13 protein-coding genes are annotated in these 19,062 nt (G+C 65.7%); 9 read left to right on the top strand and 4 right to left on the bottom strand.

The window, feature by feature from the left end; genetic code table 11:
- Positions 1-633 precede the first annotated feature (633 nt).
- The 4 genes from AC0L3C_RS29665 (at position 634) to AC0L3C_RS29650 (ending at position 6,769) form a co-directional block, all read left to right on the top strand.
- A complete protein-coding gene (locus tag AC0L3C_RS29665; protein ID WP_473263190.1) occupies positions 634-1,629 on the top strand; it encodes an NAD(P)H-dependent flavin oxidoreductase in 996 nt (331 codons plus the stop codon).
- A 25-nt stretch (positions 1,630-1,654) separates the two neighbouring features.
- Entirely contained in the window at positions 1,655-2,623 is a 969-nt protein-coding gene (locus AC0L3C_RS29660; RefSeq protein ID WP_473409706.1) for a quinone oxidoreductase family protein, read from the top strand.
- Positions 2,624-2,837: 214 nt separating this feature from the next.
- Positions 2,838-4,211 carry a cation diffusion facilitator family transporter gene (locus tag AC0L3C_RS29655; protein ID WP_473277756.1) on the top strand — a complete coding sequence of 458 codons (1,374 nt, stop codon included), beginning with the start codon at positions 2,838-2,840 and terminating at the stop codon, positions 4,209-4,211.
- Positions 4,212-4,438: 227 nt separating this feature from the next.
- Entirely contained in the window at positions 4,439-6,769 is a 2,331-nt protein-coding gene (locus AC0L3C_RS29650) for a PAS domain-containing sensor histidine kinase (protein ID WP_473263187.1), read from the top strand.
- A gap of 3 nt (positions 6,770-6,772) precedes the next feature.
- Here AC0L3C_RS29650 and AC0L3C_RS29645 read toward each other — a convergent pair whose 3' ends face one another.
- Positions 6,773-7,666 carry a LysR family transcriptional regulator gene (locus AC0L3C_RS29645; RefSeq protein ID WP_473263186.1) on the bottom strand — a complete coding sequence of 298 codons (894 nt, stop codon included), beginning with the start codon at positions 7,664-7,666 and terminating at the stop codon, positions 6,773-6,775.
- Between the two features lie 223 nt (positions 7,667-7,889).
- Between AC0L3C_RS29645 and AC0L3C_RS29640 the strand changes: the two genes are divergently transcribed.
- The 5 genes from AC0L3C_RS29640 to AC0L3C_RS29620 are packed head-to-tail and all read left to right on the top strand — an operon-like array spanning position 7,890 to position 13,870.
- A complete protein-coding gene (locus tag AC0L3C_RS29640) occupies positions 7,890-8,366 on the top strand; it encodes a formate dehydrogenase subunit gamma (protein ID WP_473409705.1) in 477 nt (158 codons plus the stop codon).
- Positions 8,363-9,919, top strand: coding sequence for a formate dehydrogenase beta subunit (locus AC0L3C_RS29635; protein WP_473409704.1), 1,557 nt, complete (start codon positions 8,363-8,365; stop codon positions 9,917-9,919). Before AC0L3C_RS29640 ends, AC0L3C_RS29635 begins: the two co-directional genes overlap by 4 nt.
- A 10-nt stretch (positions 9,920-9,929) precedes the next feature.
- Complete coding sequence (fdhF, locus tag AC0L3C_RS29630) at positions 9,930-12,815, top strand: formate dehydrogenase subunit alpha (protein ID WP_473409703.1); 2,886 nt, start codon at positions 9,930-9,932, stop codon at positions 12,813-12,815.
- Between the two features lie 4 nt (positions 12,816-12,819).
- Entirely contained in the window at positions 12,820-13,647 is an 828-nt protein-coding gene (gene fdhD / locus AC0L3C_RS29625; RefSeq protein ID WP_473409702.1) for a formate dehydrogenase accessory sulfurtransferase FdhD, read from the top strand.
- Complete coding sequence (locus tag AC0L3C_RS29620; protein ID WP_219680856.1) at positions 13,637-13,870, top strand: formate dehydrogenase subunit delta; 234 nt, start codon at positions 13,637-13,639, stop codon at positions 13,868-13,870. Before fdhD ends, AC0L3C_RS29620 begins: the two co-directional genes overlap by 11 nt.
- Here the strand turns inward: AC0L3C_RS29620 and AC0L3C_RS29615 are convergent.
- Genes AC0L3C_RS29615 through AC0L3C_RS29605 form a run of 3 tightly spaced genes read right to left on the bottom strand, consistent with a single transcriptional unit; the run spans position 13,827 to position 18,929 of the window.
- Positions 13,827-16,814 carry a bifunctional [glutamine synthetase] adenylyltransferase/[glutamine synthetase]-adenylyl-L-tyrosine phosphorylase gene (locus AC0L3C_RS29615; protein WP_473409701.1) on the bottom strand — a complete coding sequence of 996 codons (2,988 nt, stop codon included), beginning with the start codon at positions 16,812-16,814 and terminating at the stop codon, positions 13,827-13,829. The genes AC0L3C_RS29620 and AC0L3C_RS29615 overlap by 44 nt on opposite strands.
- Positions 16,811-18,265: a sensor histidine kinase gene (locus AC0L3C_RS29610; RefSeq protein WP_473409700.1), complete on the bottom strand. Its 1,455-nt coding sequence runs from the start codon at positions 18,263-18,265 to the stop codon at positions 16,811-16,813. The genes AC0L3C_RS29615 and AC0L3C_RS29610 overlap by 4 nt, the downstream gene beginning before the upstream one ends.
- Complete coding sequence (locus tag AC0L3C_RS29605; RefSeq protein WP_473409699.1) at positions 18,249-18,929, bottom strand: response regulator transcription factor; 681 nt, start codon at positions 18,927-18,929, stop codon at positions 18,249-18,251. Before AC0L3C_RS29605 ends, AC0L3C_RS29610 begins: the two co-directional genes overlap by 17 nt.
- Positions 18,930-19,062: the final 133 nt, after the last annotated feature.

The raw sequence follows: 19,062 nt of genomic DNA, 5'->3' as shown, positions 1-19,062 counted from the left end.
AGCGACGGGCGGTTTTGCGAGAACCGCCCGTTTGCACATCTTGTCAGATTTTCTGGACACAAGAGCACGAAGGACACGTTAAAACCATCGCGCAGGGAAGGCCGGGCGATTGGCTGACCTGTGGTCCACCCCGTGTGCATTCTTTTGGCGCACGGACTTGCGGGTGCCAGCCGGCGCCCGGCCTTCCCTGCGCCCTTGTCACGACAAGGGCGATGCGATCAGGCAAAGCTCGGGCGAATGCGCCGCGAGAGGGCGGAGGCGTGCCTTGCGATTGACGAGGTGCGAATTTGCGCGCGGCCGCGAGCGTAAATCTATCACCGTCACCCTGAGGTGTGAGCAGCGCGGTGCGAATGCACCGCGAGGCGAGCCTCGAAGGGCGACAGCCCGGCTCTCGCAGCGTGGCCGCTCATCCTTCGAGGCTCCTACCCGGTGCTACGCACCGCGCAGGTCGCACCTCAGGATGACGGAGCAATAATCGTGCGCTCAAATTATCCGCCCTGCGGAATCCCCCCACTCCCCGCATGATCGCCCCGCCTCCACCGCACGCCGGCGCAATAGACTTTTCCCGACCCGGGCGGCATCCTGCCGTCATCAAACGATAACAGAGCGCCACGCAGGCGGAGGAAACAGATCATGCTGCAGACACGGTTCACCAAGCTCGTCGGTGTCGAGCATCCGATCGTCCAGGGCGGCATGCAATGGGTCGGGCGCGCCGAGCTGGTCGCCGCCGTCGCCAATGCCGGGGCGCTCGGATTCATCACGGCACTGACCCAGCCGACGCCGGAGGACCTCCGGAAGGAGATCGCCCGCTGCCGCGATCTCACCGACAAGCCGTTTGGCGTCAACCTCACCATCCTGCCCGCCATCAAGCCGCCGCCTTATGCCGAATATCGCGCCGCCATCATCGATAGCGGCATCACGGTCGTCGAAACAGCCGGCAACAAGCCGCAGGAGCATGTCGACGAGTTCAGGAAGCACGGCGTCAAGGTCGTGCACAAATGCACCAGCGTCCGTCACGGGCTCTCGGCCGAGCGCATGGGCGTCGACGCCATCTCGATCGACGGGTTCGAATGCGCCGGCCATCCCGGCGAGGACGACACCCCCGGCCTGATCCTGATCCCGGCCGCCGCCAACAAGATCAAGATCCCGATGATCGCCTCCGGCGGCTTTGCCGACGCCCGCGGCCTGGTCGCCGCACTGGCGCTGGGCGCCGAAGGCATCAACATGGGCACGCGCTTCATGGCGACCAAAGAGAGCCCCATTCATCAGCTCATCAAGGAGAAGATCGTCGCCAATGACGAGCGCGAGACCGAGCTGATCTTCCGCACCATGCGCAACACCTCCCGCGTCGCCAGGAACGAGATCTCGACCAAGGTCGTCGCGATGGAGAAGGAAGGCGCCAAGTTCGAGGACATCCGCGAGCTCGTCGCGGGCGCCCGCGGCAAGATGGTCTACGCGACCGGCAACTCGGACGAAGGCATCTGGTCGGCGGGCCAGGTCCAGGGCCTGATCCAGGACATCCCGACCTGCGCCGAACTGATCTCCCGCATCGTGCGCGAGGCGGAGGCCATCATCCGCAGCCGGCTCGAAGGCATGATCGTTCATCCGACAGCGCAGGCTGCGGAATAATCACGGCAAGAAGCGAGAGCAATACATGAAGGCTTATGTCTACGGCCCTGGTGGCGCTGCAATTTCCGAAGTCGCTGAACCAAAGCCTGAAGGCACGCAGGTGCTGGTCCGGGTCCGCGCCTGTGGCCTCAATCGCGCCGACACCGGCATGCGCAAGGGCCACGCCCATGGCGCGGCCGGCGGTGCTGGGACCGTGCTTGGCATGGAATGGGCCGGCGAGGTCGCCGCGCTTGGACCGGATGCCAAAGGAGTCGAGGTCGGCGACCGCATCATGGGCTCGGGCGGCGCGGCGTTTGCCGAATACACGCTGGCCGATCACGGCCGGCTGTTCCGCGCGCCCTCGAACATGAACTTCGAGGAAGCCGCCACCCTGCCCGTCGCGCTCGCGACCATGCACAACGCCGTCGTCACCATCGGCGGCGTACAGCCCGGGCAAGCGGTGCTGATCCAGGGCGCAAGCTCCGGCGTCGGCCTGATGGCGATGCAGATTGCCAAGCTCAAGGGCGCCAGCCTCGTGATCGGCTCCTCGACCGACGCCACCCGCCGCGGCCGGCTGAAGGAGTATGGCGCCGACCTCGCGGTCGATTCCTCCGACCCCACATGGGTCGACGAGGTGCTGAAGGCGACGAACGGCGAAGGTGTCGACCTCATCGTTGACCAGGTCTCGGGCAAGGTCGCCAGCCAGAACCTCGCGGCGACGAAGGTAAAAGGCCGTATCGTCAATGTCGGCCGGCTCGGCGGCACCCATGCCGATTTCAACTTCGACCTGCACGCGGCCCGCCGCATCGATTATGTCGGCGTCACCTTCCGCACCCGCACCATCGCGGAAGTCCGTGAGATCTTCGACGAGGTCAAGAAGGACATCTGGGGCGCGGTCGAGTCGCGAAAACTGCAGCTGCCGATCGACAAGGTGTTTGCCTTCGACGACATCGACAAGGCATTCGAGCACATGGAGGCCAACAAGCACCTGGGGAAGATCGTCGTGACGCTGTAGTGACCGCGGGCGGCGAGAGGCCATATGGCGCGCTCTCTCCACTCGTCATGGCCGGGCTTGTCCCGGCCATCCACGCACCGCCGCGGCTGAAAAAGACCGTGGATGCCCGGGACAAGCCCGGGCATGACGGGGCTGACCCGCTCCTGCAACTCACTAGCGTCTACGCCTGTGGATCGTCGCTTGATGTTCAGTCATAGGCTGCTAAATCCCCGCCATGAGCTCCCAACACAACAAGACCTCGGTCGCAGCGATCTCGATCTTCGCCAGTGGCGGCATGGCGGCGGCCAAGTTCGCGGTCGGAATCGCGATCGGCTCGCTGGCGCTGATCTCCGAGGCGCTGCATTCGTCGATCGACCTGGTCGCCACCATCATCACCTGGGCGGTGGTGCGGGTGTCCGACAAGCCGGCGGATGAAGAGCATCATTACGGCCACGGCAAACTCGAAAGCGTCTCGGCACTGGGCGTCACCGCCCTGCTCTATGTGCTCGCCGGCGGCATCCTGGTGGAGTCCTACAGCCGGCTGCGCGAGGGAACCGCGCCGCCGACGATTTCGGCCGTGCCGTTCGTGGTGCTGGTGATCGACATCGCCGTCAATCTCTGGCGCGCCCGTGCCCTGCACCGCGCCGCGCGGGAGACCAGGAGCCAGGCGCTCGCCGCCGATGCGCTGCATTTCGCCTCCGACGTGATGGGCTCGTTCGCCGTGATCGTAGGCCTGATCCTCGCCGCCCTCGGCTTCTGGTGGGGCGACGCGGCTGCCGCCGCCGCGGTTGCCGTGATGATCGCCCTGCTCGGCCTGCGCATGGCCGGCTCGACCGTGCAGACGCTGGTCGACCGTGCCCCCGAAGGCGCGCATGAGGCGGCCACGGCCGCGATCCGCAACGTACCGGGTGTGATCGACGTCGAGCGGCTCCGCGTGCGCATGGTCGGGGCCACCACATTTATCGACACGATCGCAAAGGTGCCGCGGACTTATCCCATCGACCGGGTCGAGGACATCAAGCGCAACGCGCAAGCAGCCGTCGAGAAGGCCTTCGGCGATACCGACCTCACCTTCACCGCAGTCCCCGTGGCGCGCGACAACGAGACCGTGCGCGACCGCATCATGGTTATCGCCCACAATTCGGGCCTCGCCATCCACCACGTCACGGTGCACGATCTCGGCGCCAAGCTGATCGTCAGCATCGACCTCGAGGTCGACGCCGGGATGCAGCTCGACGCCGCCCATGACGTCGCCAACACGCTGGAACGCAACATCCAGGAAGAGTTCGGCGCGGACGTCGAGGTCGACGTCCACATCGAGCCGCTGGAACCGGAACTGCCGTTCGGGGCCGATGCTGAACCGGAACGGGTGCGGGCCATCGCCGCCGCCCTGACGGAATATGCCGCCGACGGCGAGATCCACGACATCCACAATGTCCGCGTCCGCAACACTGACGCCGGCGAGATCGTCAACTTCCACTGCCGCGCCGAGCCGTCGATGAGCGTGATCAGGGTGCACGAGCATGTCGACGCGATCGAGCGCGCGTTGCGGCGCGCGTTCCCGAGCGTGAAGCGCGTCATCAGTCACGCCGAACCGCCGCGCGCGTGACGGAGAATGTGCGAGGAGTCACACGTTCTCGTTTCGGACTCGCCGCGCACGTAACTTTGCGGACGCGCGACGCACAAACTGCGCGTTGGATAAGAATAAATTCGCGTTAACGATTCGTTGACTCTCGACAGCCCGCGAAATCTGGATTCAAATCGACCATGATTCGGAAGCGATGTGGGGCTGCTTCCGAACTCAAGTTGCAAGCAGGTTTCCAGGGGGCTTTAGGCATGTCGCGTGCAGACGCCGCGAACGCGTGCGTCCAATCCGATTCGATCAAAGGATTGGCGCAATCGATCGCGAAACCTGCCTATCATCGGCTCCTGATCGCGGAGCCTGCGCTGCGCCGTGCCGTGCCGACGCTCATCATCGCGTTCCTGATCACGATCTGCCTCGGCGCGTTCGTGCAGGTCGTCGACCAGACACGCCAGAAGCGGCTGGTGATCCGCCACGACATCTCGGCGCTCGCCGACCTGCTCGCCGAGCGTATCGACCGCCTGACCTCCGGGCGACAGGAGCGGCTGAAGAACATCGAGAGCCTGCCGGCGCTGCTGCCCGATCTCATTCCATCCTGGGGTACCGCCTCGGGCCGCCACGTCATCGTCACCTCGGCCGGACTCGACCGCCGCATCCTCGCCCGCATCCCGATCGACAGCGATCCCTCGGGCAACGACCGCCTGCTCGACGCAATCACGACAGCGCAACTGCTGGCGGCGCCGCCGCGCGACGACAACATCTCCGACATGACGCTGCCGAACGGCAACGCCGCAATGGCGACCTCGCGGCAGATCAAATCGCTGCCCGGCTTCGTGACCGTGATCCAGGAGCGCAACGAGCCGATCTGGGGTTCGGACGCCGCGCTGTCGGTGACGCTGTCGGCCACCACCGGCTTCGTGGTCCTGATCCTCGGCTTCGCCTTCCACTGGCAATCCACCCGTGCCCGCGAGGGCGACCTGATCAACGACGCCGTGCGCGGCCGCATCGACACCGCGCTCAACCGCGGCCGCTGCGGGCTGTGGGACTGGGACCTGTCGCGCGGCCGCATCTTCTGGTCGCAGTCGATGTTTTCGATGCTCGGCCTCGACGGCCGCAACGAGCTCCTCACCTTCGGCGAGGTCAACGCGCTGGTGAAGTCCGACGACATCGACCTGTTCGAGATCGCCGACCAGCTCATCTCCGAGAAGATCGACCACATCGACCAGACCTTCCGCATGCAGCATGTCGACGGCCACTGGATCTGGCTGCGCGTCCGCTGCGAAAAGACCAGCGGCGCGACGGACTCCAGCGTTCACCTGATCGGGATCGCCGTCGACATCACCGAGCAGAAGAGCCTCGCCGAGCGGACCGTGGAAGCCGATCTGCGCCTGCGCGACGCCATCGAGACCATCCCCGAAGCCTTCGTGCTGTGGGACGCGAGCGACCGCCTGGTGCTCTGCAATTCGCACTTCCAGCGCCTGCACAAGCTGCCCGACAGCGCCGTCATCCCCGGCACTTCTTACGAGACCGTGCTCGAGGTCGGCCGCATGCCCGAGGTCCGCACCCGGCACAACGAGACTGCGAGCCAAGGCCCCGGCGCGCGCACCTTCGAGGCGCAGCTCGACGACGGCAGCTGGCTGCACATCAGCGAGCGCCGCACCAAGGACGGCGGCTACGTCTCGGTCGGCACCGATATCACCCGCATCAAGGAGCACGAGCAGAAGCTGGTCGACAACGATCTACGCCTGCGCGCCACCGTCATCGACCTCAAGCGCTCGCAGGCAGCCCTGGAGCGCCAGGCGGGCGAACTCGCCGATCTCGCCGAGAAATACCAGCGCGAGAAGACCCGCGCCGAGGAAGCCAACCAGACCAAGTCGAAATTCCTCGCCAATATGAGCCACGAGCTGCGCACGCCGCTGAACGCGATCATCGGCTTCTCCGAGATCATGGGCTCGGGCATGTTCGGCGAGCTCGGCTCGGAGAAGTACCAGGAATACTGCCACGACATCCTGACCAGCGGGCATTATCTGCTCGAAGTCATCAACGACATCCTCGACATGTCCAAGATCGAGGCCGGCCGCATGAAGCTCGACATGGAAGAGCTCGACCTGGCGCAGACGCTGGCGGAATCCCTGCGGGTCGTCACCGGCCGCGCGCAGGACAAGCACCTGACGCTCGACGCCGACATTGCCAAGTCCATCTCCGTCGTCGCCGACCGCCGCGCCACCAAGCAGATCATCGTCAATTTGCTCTCCAACGCCGTGAAATTCACGCCCGACGGCGGACGCATCGTGGTGCGCAGCCGAGAGCTCGACGACAGGATCGTGCTGATGATCGCCGACACCGGCATCGGCATCGCACCGCATTCACTGGCGCGGCTCGGCCGCCCTTTCGAGCAGGTCGAGAGCCAGCTCACCAAGACCTATCACGGCTCGGGACTGGGGCTTGCGATCGCCCGCTCGCTGGCGCAGCTTCACGGCGGCTCGATGCGGCTGCGCTCCAAGCTGGAGGTCGGCACCGTCGTGCGCGTCACCCTGCCCCGCGACGCGATCAAGTCGGCATCAGGAATATCGGCCGCGGCCTGATGGCTACGATTGCAGCGACGGCGCGACTTCCCGCGCGACATTGACCAGCGCCGCAATCAGCGGCGTCATCGGATCGCGCTGCGGGATCACCATGCCGATGCTGTAATTGACGTCGGGATCGGTGATCGGGATCGACCGCACCGTATCGGACAGGCCGAGCGTCTCGGCGAGCTTGGCCGGCATCACGCTGGCCCAGCGCCCCGTCTTCACATGCGTGAACAGCACGAGCAGCGAATTCGAGGTCAAGGTCGGCGTCGCCTCGGCACCGACCGAACGTAACGCGCGGTCGATGATGCGACGGTTCTGCATGTCGGGCGTCAGCAGGCACAGCGGCACCTGTCCGACCTCCTTCCACGTCACCGTCTCGCGATCGCCGAACATTCCATCGGGCGCGGTGAGCAGGCGATAGCTCTCGCTGTAGAGCGGGATGGTGCGCACCTTGCCGATCGGCTCGTTCTCGATATAGGTCAGCCCCGCATCCACCTCGAGATTCTCGAGCAACCCCAGCACCTCCGATGAGGTGGTGGACTGGATGCGGAAACGCACCTCGGGATGTCTGGCGCGGAACGGCGTCGTCAGCGCAGCGACCATGCCGAGCACGGTCGGAATTGCGGCTATACGTATCTCGCCGGAGAGCTGATGCTTCAGCCCGTTGATCTCGTCACGCATCGCGCGGGCATCGCCCACGATCCGCCGCGCCCAATCCAGCGCCCGCTCGCCTTCCGGCGTAAAACCCTGGAAGCGGGAGCCGCGCTGGACCAGCATCACGCCGAGGATCTCCTCGAGCTGCTTGAGCCCGGTCGACATCGTCGGCTGCGTCACGCCGCAGACCTCCGCCGCGCGTCCGAAATGCCGTTCCTTCGCCAGCGCCAGCAACAGTTCAAGCTTGTCGAGCAACCGGTCATCCCCTCGAATTGTGTGGTGGCATACAAGCTAGCATGCTCGCCCCCTTCCAACACGCAAAAACCGCCCGGCGGACGGCTTCAATTGCAATTTCAGATCGAGTGATCGCCATCGCAAATCGATCGGAATCCGCAATCGCAGCATGAGACAGCTTTATTGATCTTCGAACGATTCCAAATAGTTTGCGCTGAGCAGACGCTCTGGTTGAGAACGAAGAATGACAGCGGTTTACGAGCCTTGGGACGAAACGCGCGGCGCCGAGATCATCGCCGAACACAGCAAGCAGGAAGGTGCGACGCTGGTGATCCTGCACGCGCTTCAGGAGGCGTTTGGCTACGTGCCGGCGGCCGCCATTCCCATGGTGGCGCAGGCGCTCAATCTGTCGCGCGCCGAAGTGCATGGCGTGTTCACGTTCTACCATGATTTCCGCCACAAACCGGCCGGCCGCCATGTGCTGAAGCTGTGCCGCGCGGAGGCCTGTCAGGCGGCGGGCGGCGACGCGCTGGCTGCGCGTGCGGAGGCGAAGCTCGGCGTATCGCTCGGCCATACCACGGCCGATGACCGCGTCACGCTGGAGCCGATCTACTGCCTCGGACTGTGCGCGACAGCGCCGTCCGCGATGCTCGACGGCCGGCTGATCGGCCGACTCGATGAAAAGCGTATCGATGCTCTCGTTGCGGAGGCGCAGCGATGAGCATCCGTCTATATGTCTCTCGCGATGCCGGTGCGCTTGCGGTCGGCGCCGACGAGGTCGCGCTGGCGCTGGAGCAGGCTGCAGCCAAGCGTGGCATTGCCATCCAGATCGTCAGGACCGGCTCGCGCGGCCTGTACTGGCTCGAACCGCTGGTCGAGGTCGCGACGCCGCAGGGCCGGATCGCGTTCGGCCCTGTGACCGAGACCGATGTGCCCTCCCTGCTCGACGCGCTCGCGAGCAACACGCCGCATCTACTGCGGCTCGGGGCCACCGACGAGATCCCCTGGCTCAAGCGCCAGACCCGCCTGACCTTCGCGCGCTGCGGCGTGATCGACCCGCGCTCGCTCGACGACTACCGCGCCCACGGCGGCTACAAGGGCCTGGAGCGCGCGCTGTCGCTCGGCTCGGAAGCGATCCTCAATGAAGTAACCGCGTCCGGCCTGCGCGGCCGCGGCGGCGCGGGCTTCCCGACCGGCATCAAGTGGAAGACGGTCGCGCAGGCGAAAGCGGATCGCAAGTTCATCGTCTGCAACGCCGACGAAGGCGACAGCGGCACCTTCGCCGACCGCATGATCATGGAAGGCGATCCCTTCCTCGTCATCGAGGGCATGACGACCGCCGGCATCACCGTCGGCGCGACCAAGGGCTACATCTACATCCGCAGCGAATATCCACACGCCGTCGAGACGATGAATGCGGCCATCCAGGCGGCGAAGCGCGGCGGCTATCTCGGCGCGAACATTGGTGGTTCCACGCATAGCTTCGATCTCGAGGTCCGCGTCGGCGCCGGCGCTTACGTTTGCGGTGAAGAGACCTCGCTGCTGGAAAGCCTAGAAGGCCGGCGTGGCATCGTGCGCGCAAAGCCGCCACTGCCCGCGCATCAGGGCCTGTTCGGCAAGCCGACCGTCATCAACAACGTGCTGTCGTTCGCCGCCATCCCCTTCATCCTGGCCGAAGGCGCCAAGGCCTATGCCGATTTCGGCATGGGTCGCTCGCGCGGTACGATGCCGATCCAGCTCGCCGGCAACATCCGCCACGGCGCGCTGTTCGAAACGGCGTTCGGCGTGACGCTGGGCGAGCTCGTCGACGACATCGGCGGCGGCACATTCACGGGCCGTCCGGTCCGCGCGGTGCAGGTCGGCGGTCCCTTGGGCGCCTACTTCCCGCGCGCGCTGTTCGACACGCCTTTCGACTACGAGGCCTTCGCCGCGCGCGACGGCCTGATCGGCCATGGCGGTATCGTCGTGTTCGACGACAGCGTCGATATGCGCAGGCAGGCGCGTTTCGCCATGGAATTCTGCGCCATCGAATCCTGCGGCAAGTGCACGCCGTGCCGGATCGGCTCGACCCGCGGCGTCGAGACCCTCGAGAAGATCATCAACGGCGAACGCGTGAGCGAAAACCTCGCACTCGTCGAGGACCTCTGCAACACCATGAAATTCGGCTCGCTCTGCGCGCTCGGCGGCTTCACGCCCTATCCCGTGCTCAGCGCACTGAAGCACTTCCGGGAGGATTTCGTCCCGGCCCCGAGCACGCTTCAGGCCGCGGAATAGGAGAACGACAATGTCTCTGATCGAAGAAATCGACTTCGGTACGCCGCGTTCGAAATCGGAAACGATGGTGACGCTGACCATCGACGGCAACCAGGTCACGGTGCCCGAGGGCACCTCGATCATGCGGGCGGCGATGGACGCCGGCCACCAGATCCCGAAACTCTGCGCGACCGACATGGTCGACGCATTCGGCTCGTGCCGGCTTTGCGTCGTCGAGATCGAGGGCCGCTCCGGCACGCCGGCCTCCTGTACCACGCCTGTCATGTCCGGCCTGATCGTGCACACCCAGAGCGAGCGGCTCAAGAAGCTGCGCAAGGGCGTGATGGAGCTCTACATCTCCGACCATCCGCTCGACTGCCTCACCTGCGGTGCCAACGGCGATTGCGAGTTGCAGGACATGGCCGGCGCCGTGGGCCTGCGCGACGTGCGTTACGGCTATGAGGGCGAGAACCACGTCTTCGCCAAGACACCTGGCAAGTCCAATGGCGAGATCAACGCCGCCTGGATGCCGAAAGACGAGTCCAACCCGTACTTCACCTACGATCCCTCCAAGTGCATCGTCTGCTCGCGTTGCGTCCGCGCCTGCGAGGAGGTGCAAGGCACCTTCGCGCTGACGATCTCCGGCCGCGGCTTCGACAGCCGCGTCTCGCCCGGCATGAGCGAGAGCTTTCTCGGCTCCGAATGCGTCTCCTGCGGCGCCTGCGTGCAGGCCTGCCCGACCGCCACATTGACCGAGAAATCCGTGATCGAGATCGGCCAGCCCGAACATTCGGTCGTCACCACCTGCGCCTATTGCGGCGTCGGCTGCGCCTTCAAGGCCGAGATGCGCGGCGAGGAAGTCGTCCGCATGGTGCCGTACAAGGACGGCAAGGCCAATCGCGGCCACTCCTGCGTCAAGGGTCGCTTCGCCTGGGGGTACACCAATCACAAGGAACGCATCCTCAATCCGATGATCCGCGAACGGATCGAGGATCCCTGGCGCGAAGTGTCATGGGACGAGGCATTCTCGTTTGCAGCCGACAGGATGCGCGGCATCCAGAGGAAATACGGCCGCGACGCTATCGGCGGCATCACCTCGTCCCGCTGCACCAATGAAGAAACCTATCTGGTGCAGAAGCTGATCCGCGCCGGCTTCGGCAACAACAATGTCGACACCTGCGCCCGGGTCTGCCACTCCCCGACCGGCTATGGCCTCTCGACAACGTTCGGTACCTCTGCCGGCACGCAGGATTTCGACTCGGTCGAGGACACCGACGTCGTCGTCGTCATTGGTGCCAACCCCGCTTCGGCCCACCCGGTGTTCGCCTCCCGCCTGAAGAAGCGGCTGCGCCAGGGCGCCAAGCTGATCGTGATCGATCCGCGCCGTACCGAGATGGTCGAATCGCCGCATGTGAAGGCGCTGCACCTGCCGCTGATGCCCGGCACCAACGTTGCGGTGATGACGGCGCTGGCGCATGTGATCGTCACCGAAGGCCTCGTCGACGAAGCCTTCGTGCGCGAACGCTGCGACTGGAGCGAGTTCGAGGAATGGGCGGCGTTCGTCGCCCAGCCGAACAACAGCCCGGAAGCCACCGCCATCCTCACTGGCGTCGATCCGAAGGATCTGCGCGAAGCAGCGCGCGTCTACGCCACCGGCGGCAACGGCGCGATCTATTACGGTCTCGGCGTCACCGAGCACAGCCAGGGCTCGACCACCGTGATCGCGATCGCCAACCTCGCGATGGCCACAGGCAATATCGGCCGTCCCGGTGTCGGCGTGAACCCGCTGCGCGGCCAGAACAACGTGCAGGGCTCCTGCGACATGGGCTCGTTCCCGCACGAGCTGCCCGGCTACCGCCACATCTCGGGTGACGCCGTGCGGGACCAGTTCGAGGCGCTGTGGAACGTCAAGCTCAACCCCGAGCCGGGCCTGCGCATTCCCAACATGTTCGACGCCGCGGTCGAAGGCACGTTCATGGGGATCTACGTGCAGGGCGAGGACATCCTGCAATCCGATCCCAACACCAAGCATGTGGTAGCGGCACTCTCGGCGATGGAATGCGTGATCGTCCACGACCTCTTCCTGAACGAGACCGCAAACTACGCCCATGTGTTCCTGCCGGGCTCCAGCTTCCTCGAGAAGGACGGCACCTTCACCAACGCCGAGCGCCGGATCCAGCGCGTCCGCAAAGTGATGACGCCGAAGAACGGCCTCGCCGATTGGGAGGTCACCATCGGCCTCGCCAGGGCCATGGGCTTCGAGATGAGCTACAGCCACCCTTCCGAGATCATGGACGAGATCGCGGCGCTCACCCCGACCTTCGCCGGCGTCTCCTATGCCAAGCTCGACGAGCTCGGCTCGGTGCAATGGCCCTGCAACGAGAAGGCGCCCGAGGGCACGCCGGTGATGCATATCGACGGCTTCGTCCGCGGCAAGGGCAAGTTCGTCGTCACAGAATATGTCGCGACCGACGAACGCACCGGCCCGCGCTATCCGCTGCTGCTCACCACGGGCCGCATCCTCAGCCAGTACAATGTCGGCGCGCAGACCCGGCGCACCGAGAACGTGGTCTGGCATGCCGAGGACCGGCTGGAGATCCATCCCCACGATGCCGAACAGCGCGGCGTGCGCGACGGGGACTGGGTGCGGCTGAAGAGCCGCGCCGGCGAGACCACGCTGCGTGCGGAGATCACCGATCGCGTCGCGCCCGGCGTCGTCTACACCACCTTCCACCATCCGGACACGCAGGCCAACGTCATCACGACCGACTATTCGGACTGGGCGACCAACTGCCCCGAATACAAGGTCACGGCAGTGCAGATCTCGCCGTCGAACGGCCCGTCCGACTGGCAGAAGGCCTACGATGCACAGGCGCGGCATTCCCGCCGGATCGCGCCGGCCGAGGCTGCGGAGTAGCGGCATGCACGTGCCGGTCCAGGCCATCGACCGCGAGATCTGGCGCGACGGTGTCGCGTCCGATGGAGCGCGGCTGATCCCGGAGGAGACGCCGCTGGCGCTGACCTACAATGGCGGCACCTACGCCGTTATGATGGGAACGCCTCAGAACCTTGAAGACTTCGCGGTCGGCTTCAGCCTGGACGAAGGCATCATCAAATCCGTCGATGACATCAAGTCGCTCGAAATGGTCCGCCTCGACGATGGCATCGAGCTGCGCATGTGGTTGGCGCCCGACAATGCCGCGCGCATCAGCGAGCGCCGCCGTCACATCGCCGGCCCGACCGGCTGCGGCATCTGCGGCATCGACTCGATTGCCGAAGCCGTGCGGCCTGCAGCCGTCGTGCCGCGGGGACAGACGTTTACGCCCGAGCAGGTCATGGCGGCGATGCAGACCATCGCACCGTTGCAATCGATCAATTTGCAAACCCGCGCCGTTCACGCCGCCGCGTTCTGGTCGCCTGCCGGCGGTATCGTCGCGCTGCGGGAGGATGTCGGCCGCCACAATGCGCTCGACAAGCTCGCCGGCTCGCTGGCGCGCAGCCGCACGGTTGCAAGCGGCGGCATCGTGTTGCTGACGAGCCGCGTCTCGGTCGAGATGGTGCAGAAGACCGCCGCCATCGGCGCGCCGGTGATGGTCGCCGTCTCCGCGCCGACCGCACTCGCGGTGCGCACCGCGGAGGCCGCCGGCATCACGCTGATTGCCATTGCCCGCCAGGACGGGTTTGAAGTGTTTTCGCATGGCGGCCGGGTTGTCGCCCGTCATGCCACGGAGGTTGCCGATGTCGCCTGACCGCCTGATCTACATGGCCAACCAGATCGGCACGTTCTTCCGAAGCCAGGGCCACGACAAGGCCGTGCCGGGGATCGCCGACCACATCAAGAAATTCTGGGACCCGCGGATGAAGCGAGCGATCTTCGCCCATCTCGATGCCGGCGGCGTGGGCCTGGAGCCGAACGTGCGCGAGGCGCTCACCTCGCTGAAGCCGACGACGTCCCTTCCAGCAGCGCCTTGAAGACACGGCGCACCTCGCTCTGCGTCTCCTTCACGCGCGCCTCCAGCGAGGAGAAATGCGGCGCATCGCCCGCGCGTGCCATCACGCGCAGAAGGTCGGTGCCGGCGGTCTCGGGCTTGAACCGGTCGCTGACACAGAGCCGCAGGATCTGCGTCAGGTCGTGATAGAGCCGCGCCGCGGCCCGCAATATCTCGGTCTCCGATTGCGCGAGCACACCGAGCCTGCATGCATTTTCCAGCACCTGCATGGTGGCGACGTCGAGAATCTCCGGCGTCTCGTGAGCATGCACGAGCTGGAGATATTGCGCGATGAAGTCGATGTCGACCATGCCGCCGGCGGCATATTTAAGATCCCAGCAATCGGCCTCGCCCTTCTCCTGGGCGATCGCACGCCGCATGTCGGCAACGTCGTTGGCAGTGATTGCGGGATCGCGGCGACGGGTCAGGACATCGCGGATGACGCGCTCGATCCGTTCCCCGAATTCGGGCGAAGCCGACACCACGCGCGCGCGCGTCAGCGCCATGTGCTCCCAGGTCCAGGCCTCGTTGGCCTGGTAGTCCGCGAACGAGACCAGGCTCGAGGCCACAGGGCCGGCGCGCCCCGAGGGGCGCAGCCGCATGTCGATCTCGTAAAGCACCCCGTAATTGGTGCGCGTCGTGAACGCACTGATCAGGCGCTGGGTGAAGCGGGCGAAGTAATGGGCACCTTGCAATGATTTCGCACCGTCGGAGTCCGGATTGTCGCTGTCGAAATCATAAAGCAGGATCAGGTCGAGATCGGACGACGCGGTCATCTCGCGGCTGCCGAGCCGGCCCATCGCGATGATCGCGGTCTCCTGCCCCTTGATCCGGCCATGCTGGGCGGCGAAGCGGTCGGCGACGAGGCCATGCACGGTATGCACGATGCCCTCGGCGACGTCGGCAAAGGCCGTGCTCGCCTGCTGCGCCGAGACCGTGCCCGAGAGAATGCGCGTGCCGATCAGGAACAGGCTCTCCTGCCCAAACAGGCGCAGGCGGTCGAGGAACTCCTCGTAAGAGCCGGCATCCTGCACCGTCATCGCAAGCCGCCCCGACAATTCCTGCCTGTCGGGCATGGCGCCGAAGAAGCGCGGATCAATCAGGCCGTCCATGAGCTGCGGCTGCCGCGCCAGCATCTCGCCGAGCCGGGGCGCCGCGCCCAGCACCAGGGCCACGAGCGCGACGAGATCGCGATTCTGGCCGAGCAGCGTGATCAGCCGGCCGCCGCGCTGAAGCGCTCCAAGGAAATGGTCGAACGCCACGACGGCCCGATCCGGCTCCTCGGCATGAGCGAGACCGTCGATCAGGGCCGGCACGAATTCGACGAATGCGTTTCGCGTCGCCTCGACGCGGAACACGCGGTACTCGCCGGTGAGCCAGTCACGCACGGTCTGCGCGACGGCAGCAGGCTTCTTGAAGCCGAGCGTCGCCAGGTACTGAAGCAGCCGCGGATCGTCGGGACCCGCACTGTAGTCGAGCGCCGGCAGCTTGGCCGTGCCGGTCGGATCGTCGCCCTCGAACAGTTTTTCGTAGTGACCCTGCACGATCTCGAGCTGACGCAAAAGGTCGCGGGCAAAGGCCTCGCGATCCGGATAGCCGAAGAACCAGGCGAAACGCTCGACCGCCTCCTTGTCCTCGGGCAGCGTGTGGGTCTGCTCGTCCGCGATCATCTGGAGGCGATGCTCGACCCGGCGCAGGAATTGGTACGCCGTGGTCAGCTCGTCGCGCGCCGCAAACGTGATCCAGTTGCTGGAAGCGAGCACGCCAAGCGCGGCAAGCGTCGGCCGCACCCGCAGCTCAGGATGGCGGCCACCGGCGATCAATTGCTGGGTCTGGGCGAAGAACTCGATCTCGCGGATTCCGCCGCGCCCGACCTTCACATTATGTCCTTCGACGGCAACCTCGCTCTGGCCGCGATAGGTCTGCATCTGCCGCTTCATGTCGTGGACGTCGGCAAGCGCGGCAAAGTCGAGATGCTTGCGCCAGACGAAGGGCGCGATCTCCGCGAGCAGCGCCTCGCCCGCCCTGGGATCGCCGGCGCAGGCTCGCGCCTTGATCATCGCGGCGCGCTCCCAGGTACGCCCTTCCCGCTCATAATAGTTCAGCGCGGCGTCGCGCGAAATCGCCACCTGCGTCGAGGATGGATCGGGACGCAGGCGCAGATCGACGCGGAAGACGTAGCCGTCATAAGTGCGCTGCTGGAGAATGCGTGCCATCCCCTGCGTCACCCTCACGAAGAATGGCTGGGGTTCGATATCCGGAGCCAGCATCGTATGGTCGGGATCGAAGAACACGATGAGGTCGATATCGCTGGAATAGTTCAGCTCGCCTGCGCCCATCTTGCCCATCGCAAGCACGATCAGCCCGCAGCCCTCTTCCGGCGCCTCGGGATTGGGCGGCAAGAGCTTGCCGCGTGCGGCTTCCTGCCGCAGGAGGTATTGAAGCGCTGCCCGCACCGAGGACACCGCGAGATCGGTGAGCGCTGCGGTCACCCGCATCACCGGCCAGACCCCGCCGATGTCGCACAGCGCGATCAGGAGCGCGGCCTCCGCCTTCATGCGGCGAAGCAGCCGCATCGCCTCGCCTTCATCGGATGCCGCGAGCACGGCGCCGTTCGCCTCGGTGATCAGCGTGGCGAGATGCGCATCCGGATCGCATTCCAGCAGCCGGATCAGGCGCTGCGGATCAGCGCGCACCAGCTCGAACAGATAAGGCGAGAATTCCGCGATGCCGGCCAGAATGCCCCGCGCAAAGCGATGAGCCAGCAGCGCTTCAAGACGGGCAGATTGCGCGGGCTCGAGCTCGGCCAGCCAGCTTTCAAAACGTCCTTGGTCGGTGGCGGAAGCGGCAATATGGGGAGCCTCCGCGAAGCGTGCGGCAAGTCTCTCACCATGCTTGTCCGCGTTTCCCGGCGCGGAATGGTTCATGCCACCTTCTGTGACACATCCGGTGTTGGAGGAGCAACCCTGTCGCCCGCGCGCGCCGGCAGCACCAGCGTGGCGACGAGACCCGGATGGGCATCGCCCAGCCGCAATTCGCCGCCATGCAGCGTCGCAACCGCAGATGCAAGACTGAGGCCGAGTCCGGAGCCCGGCAGCGTGCGGCTGGCTTCAAGCCGCACGAATCGCTCGACGGCATGCTTGCGGTCGGCCTCGGGTATACCGGGGCCGCGATCGGTGACGCTGAGCAGCACCTGGTCGCCCTCGCGTCTCGCCTCGATCGTGATCTGCCTTGAATCCAGGCTGACCACGGTTCCACCTGTTAGCGCGACCGGCTTGCCGTATTTAATCGCATTCTCGACCAGATTGGCGAGCGCCTGGCTGATCAGTTCGCGGTTGGCGTGCACCGGCGTCGGATCGGCCTTGACCTTCAGCGTCATGCCGTCGTCTTCAGCCAGCGGCTCGTAGAGCTCGTGGATGCCGTGTGCGACATCGGCCGCGTCGAAATCGTCCATGTTGCCGCGCGCCTGACCGGACTCGGCGCGCGCGATCATCAGCAGCGCGTTGAAGGTACGGATCAGGCCGTCGGATTCCTCGATGGTCCGCTCCAGCGCGGCGCGATAATCGGCCTCGCTGCCTGATTTCGCCAGCGCCTCCTCGGCGCGGTTGCGCAGGCGTGTCAGCGGCGTCTTGAGATCGTGGGCGATGTTGTCGGAGACCTCCTTCAGCCCCGCCATCAGCGCCTCGATCCGCTCCAGCATCGCATTGAGGTTTTCGGCGAGGCGGTCGAGCTCGTCACCGCTGCGTCCCACCGGCAGGCGCTCGCTGAGATCGCCGGTCATGATGCGATGGGCCGTCCCGGACATGGCGTCGATGCGCCTGAGCACCCTGCGCGCGACGAAGATCCCGCCGCCCAGGCCAAGCACCACGACGATCAGCACCGACCATTGCGCGGCCTTGGCGACGATGCCGAACAGGCGCCGCCGCTCGGCGAGGTCGCGGCCGATCAGAAGCCGGAAGCCATTCTCGAGCTCGGTGACGCGCACCAGGGCGCGATGGTCGCGCTCGTCCGCATCCTCGATGCGCCGATACGCCGTCTCCGACCAGCCGCGCGTCGCCATCACGCCGGGCGCCAGCGAGCCGACATTGCCGGCGATCGCCTGCCCGGTCGGCGTGGTCACGAGGTAGAGGTTGGCCCCCGGCCGCAGTGCCCGGTACTCAATCGCGCGCACGAGGCCGACCAAGCCGCGGCGGCCGTAGATCTCGTTGATCTCCGAGGTCTCGGCGTTGACCGTCTGCGTGATTTCCTCGGTGATCAGCCGCCGCGTATTCCAGGCGAAATAGGCCAGCAGCGAGGCTGCGAACATCGCGAACAACAGCAAATAGACCAGCGTCAGCCGGAATGCCGTGGTGCGGACGAGTTTACCGAATGCCGTCACGGATCATGTATCCCGCGCCGCGGATCGTGTGCAGCAGCGGCCGCTCAAAACCCTTGTCGATCTTGGAACGCAGCCGTGAAATGTGCACGTCGATCACGTTGGTCTGCGGATCGAAATGATAGTCCCAGACGTTCTCCAGCAGCATGGTGCGGGTCACCACCTGGCCCGCATGCTTCATCAAATACTCGAGCAGGCGGAATTCGCGCGGCTGCAGCGTCAGCTCGTCCTTGCCGCGCGCGACGCGGTGGGAGAGCCGGTCGAGCTCGAGATCGCCGACCCGGTACAACGTGTCCTCGGCCGGACCGCCGCGGCGGCGCGACAGCACCTCGACCCGGGCCAACAGCTCGGCGAAGGAATAGGGTTTCGGCAGATAGTCGTCCCCGCCGGCGCGCAGGCCCTTGATGCGGTCGTCGACCTGGCCAAGCGCGGAGAGAATCAGCACCGGCGTCGTATCGTCCTTGTCGCGGAGCGCGCCGATCACCGACAGACCGTCCCGCTTGGGCAGCATGCGGTCGACCACCAGCACGTCGTAGTCGCCGTTCTCCGCCATGGCGAGGCCTTCCTCGCCGTCGGCGGCGTGGTCGGCAATGTGCCCGACCTCGCGAAACGCCTTCACGAGGTAGTCGGCAGATTCGCGGTCGTCTTCGATGATGAGGAGGCGCATCGTGCGTTCGGCAACGGTCAAGGGAGTGAACCTTCTCTAAACATGGCGCGAGCGGCAATCGCATGCAAGCCGAGTGAGAGACTCTGGCATGGAGAAAAAGGCGGGCGGTGAAGCTGGGGGGACTTCACCGCCC

The sequence above is a fragment of the Bradyrhizobium sp. WSM4872 genome, assembly GCF_055811715.1.
Note: the sequence above shows the minus strand (reverse complement) of the source record. Positions and strands in the feature narration are given on the sequence as shown.

Excerpts from the sequence above, each read along its gene's own strand:
- AC0L3C_RS29665 (WP_473263190.1), top strand. The coding sequence starts at position 634 with ATGCTGCAGACACGGTTCACCAAGCTCGTCGGTGTCGAGCATCCGATC.
- AC0L3C_RS29640 (WP_473409705.1), top strand. The coding sequence starts at position 7,890 with ATGACAGCGGTTTACGAGCCTTGGGACGAAACGCGCGGCGCCGAGATC.
- AC0L3C_RS29660 (WP_473409706.1), top strand. The coding sequence starts at position 1,655 with ATGAAGGCTTATGTCTACGGCCCTGGTGGCGCTGCAATTTCCGAAGTC.
- AC0L3C_RS29655 (WP_473277756.1), top strand. The coding sequence starts at position 2,838 with ATGAGCTCCCAACACAACAAGACCTCGGTCGCAGCGATCTCGATCTTC.
- fdhD (WP_473409702.1), top strand. The coding sequence starts at position 12,820 with ATGCACGTGCCGGTCCAGGCCATCGACCGCGAGATCTGGCGCGACGGT.
- AC0L3C_RS29620 (WP_219680856.1), top strand. The coding sequence starts at position 13,637 with ATGTCGCCTGACCGCCTGATCTACATGGCCAACCAGATCGGCACGTTC.
- AC0L3C_RS29605 (WP_473409699.1), bottom strand. The coding sequence starts at position 18,929 with ATGCGCCTCCTCATCATCGAAGACGACCGCGAATCTGCCGACTACCTC.
- AC0L3C_RS29650 (WP_473263187.1), top strand. The coding sequence starts at position 4,439 with ATGTCGCGTGCAGACGCCGCGAACGCGTGCGTCCAATCCGATTCGATC.
- AC0L3C_RS29635 (WP_473409704.1), top strand. The coding sequence starts at position 8,363 with ATGAGCATCCGTCTATATGTCTCTCGCGATGCCGGTGCGCTTGCGGTC.
- AC0L3C_RS29615 (WP_473409701.1), bottom strand. The coding sequence starts at position 16,814 with ATGAACCATTCCGCGCCGGGAAACGCGGACAAGCATGGTGAGAGACTT.
- fdhF (WP_473409703.1), top strand. The coding sequence starts at position 9,930 with ATGTCTCTGATCGAAGAAATCGACTTCGGTACGCCGCGTTCGAAATCG.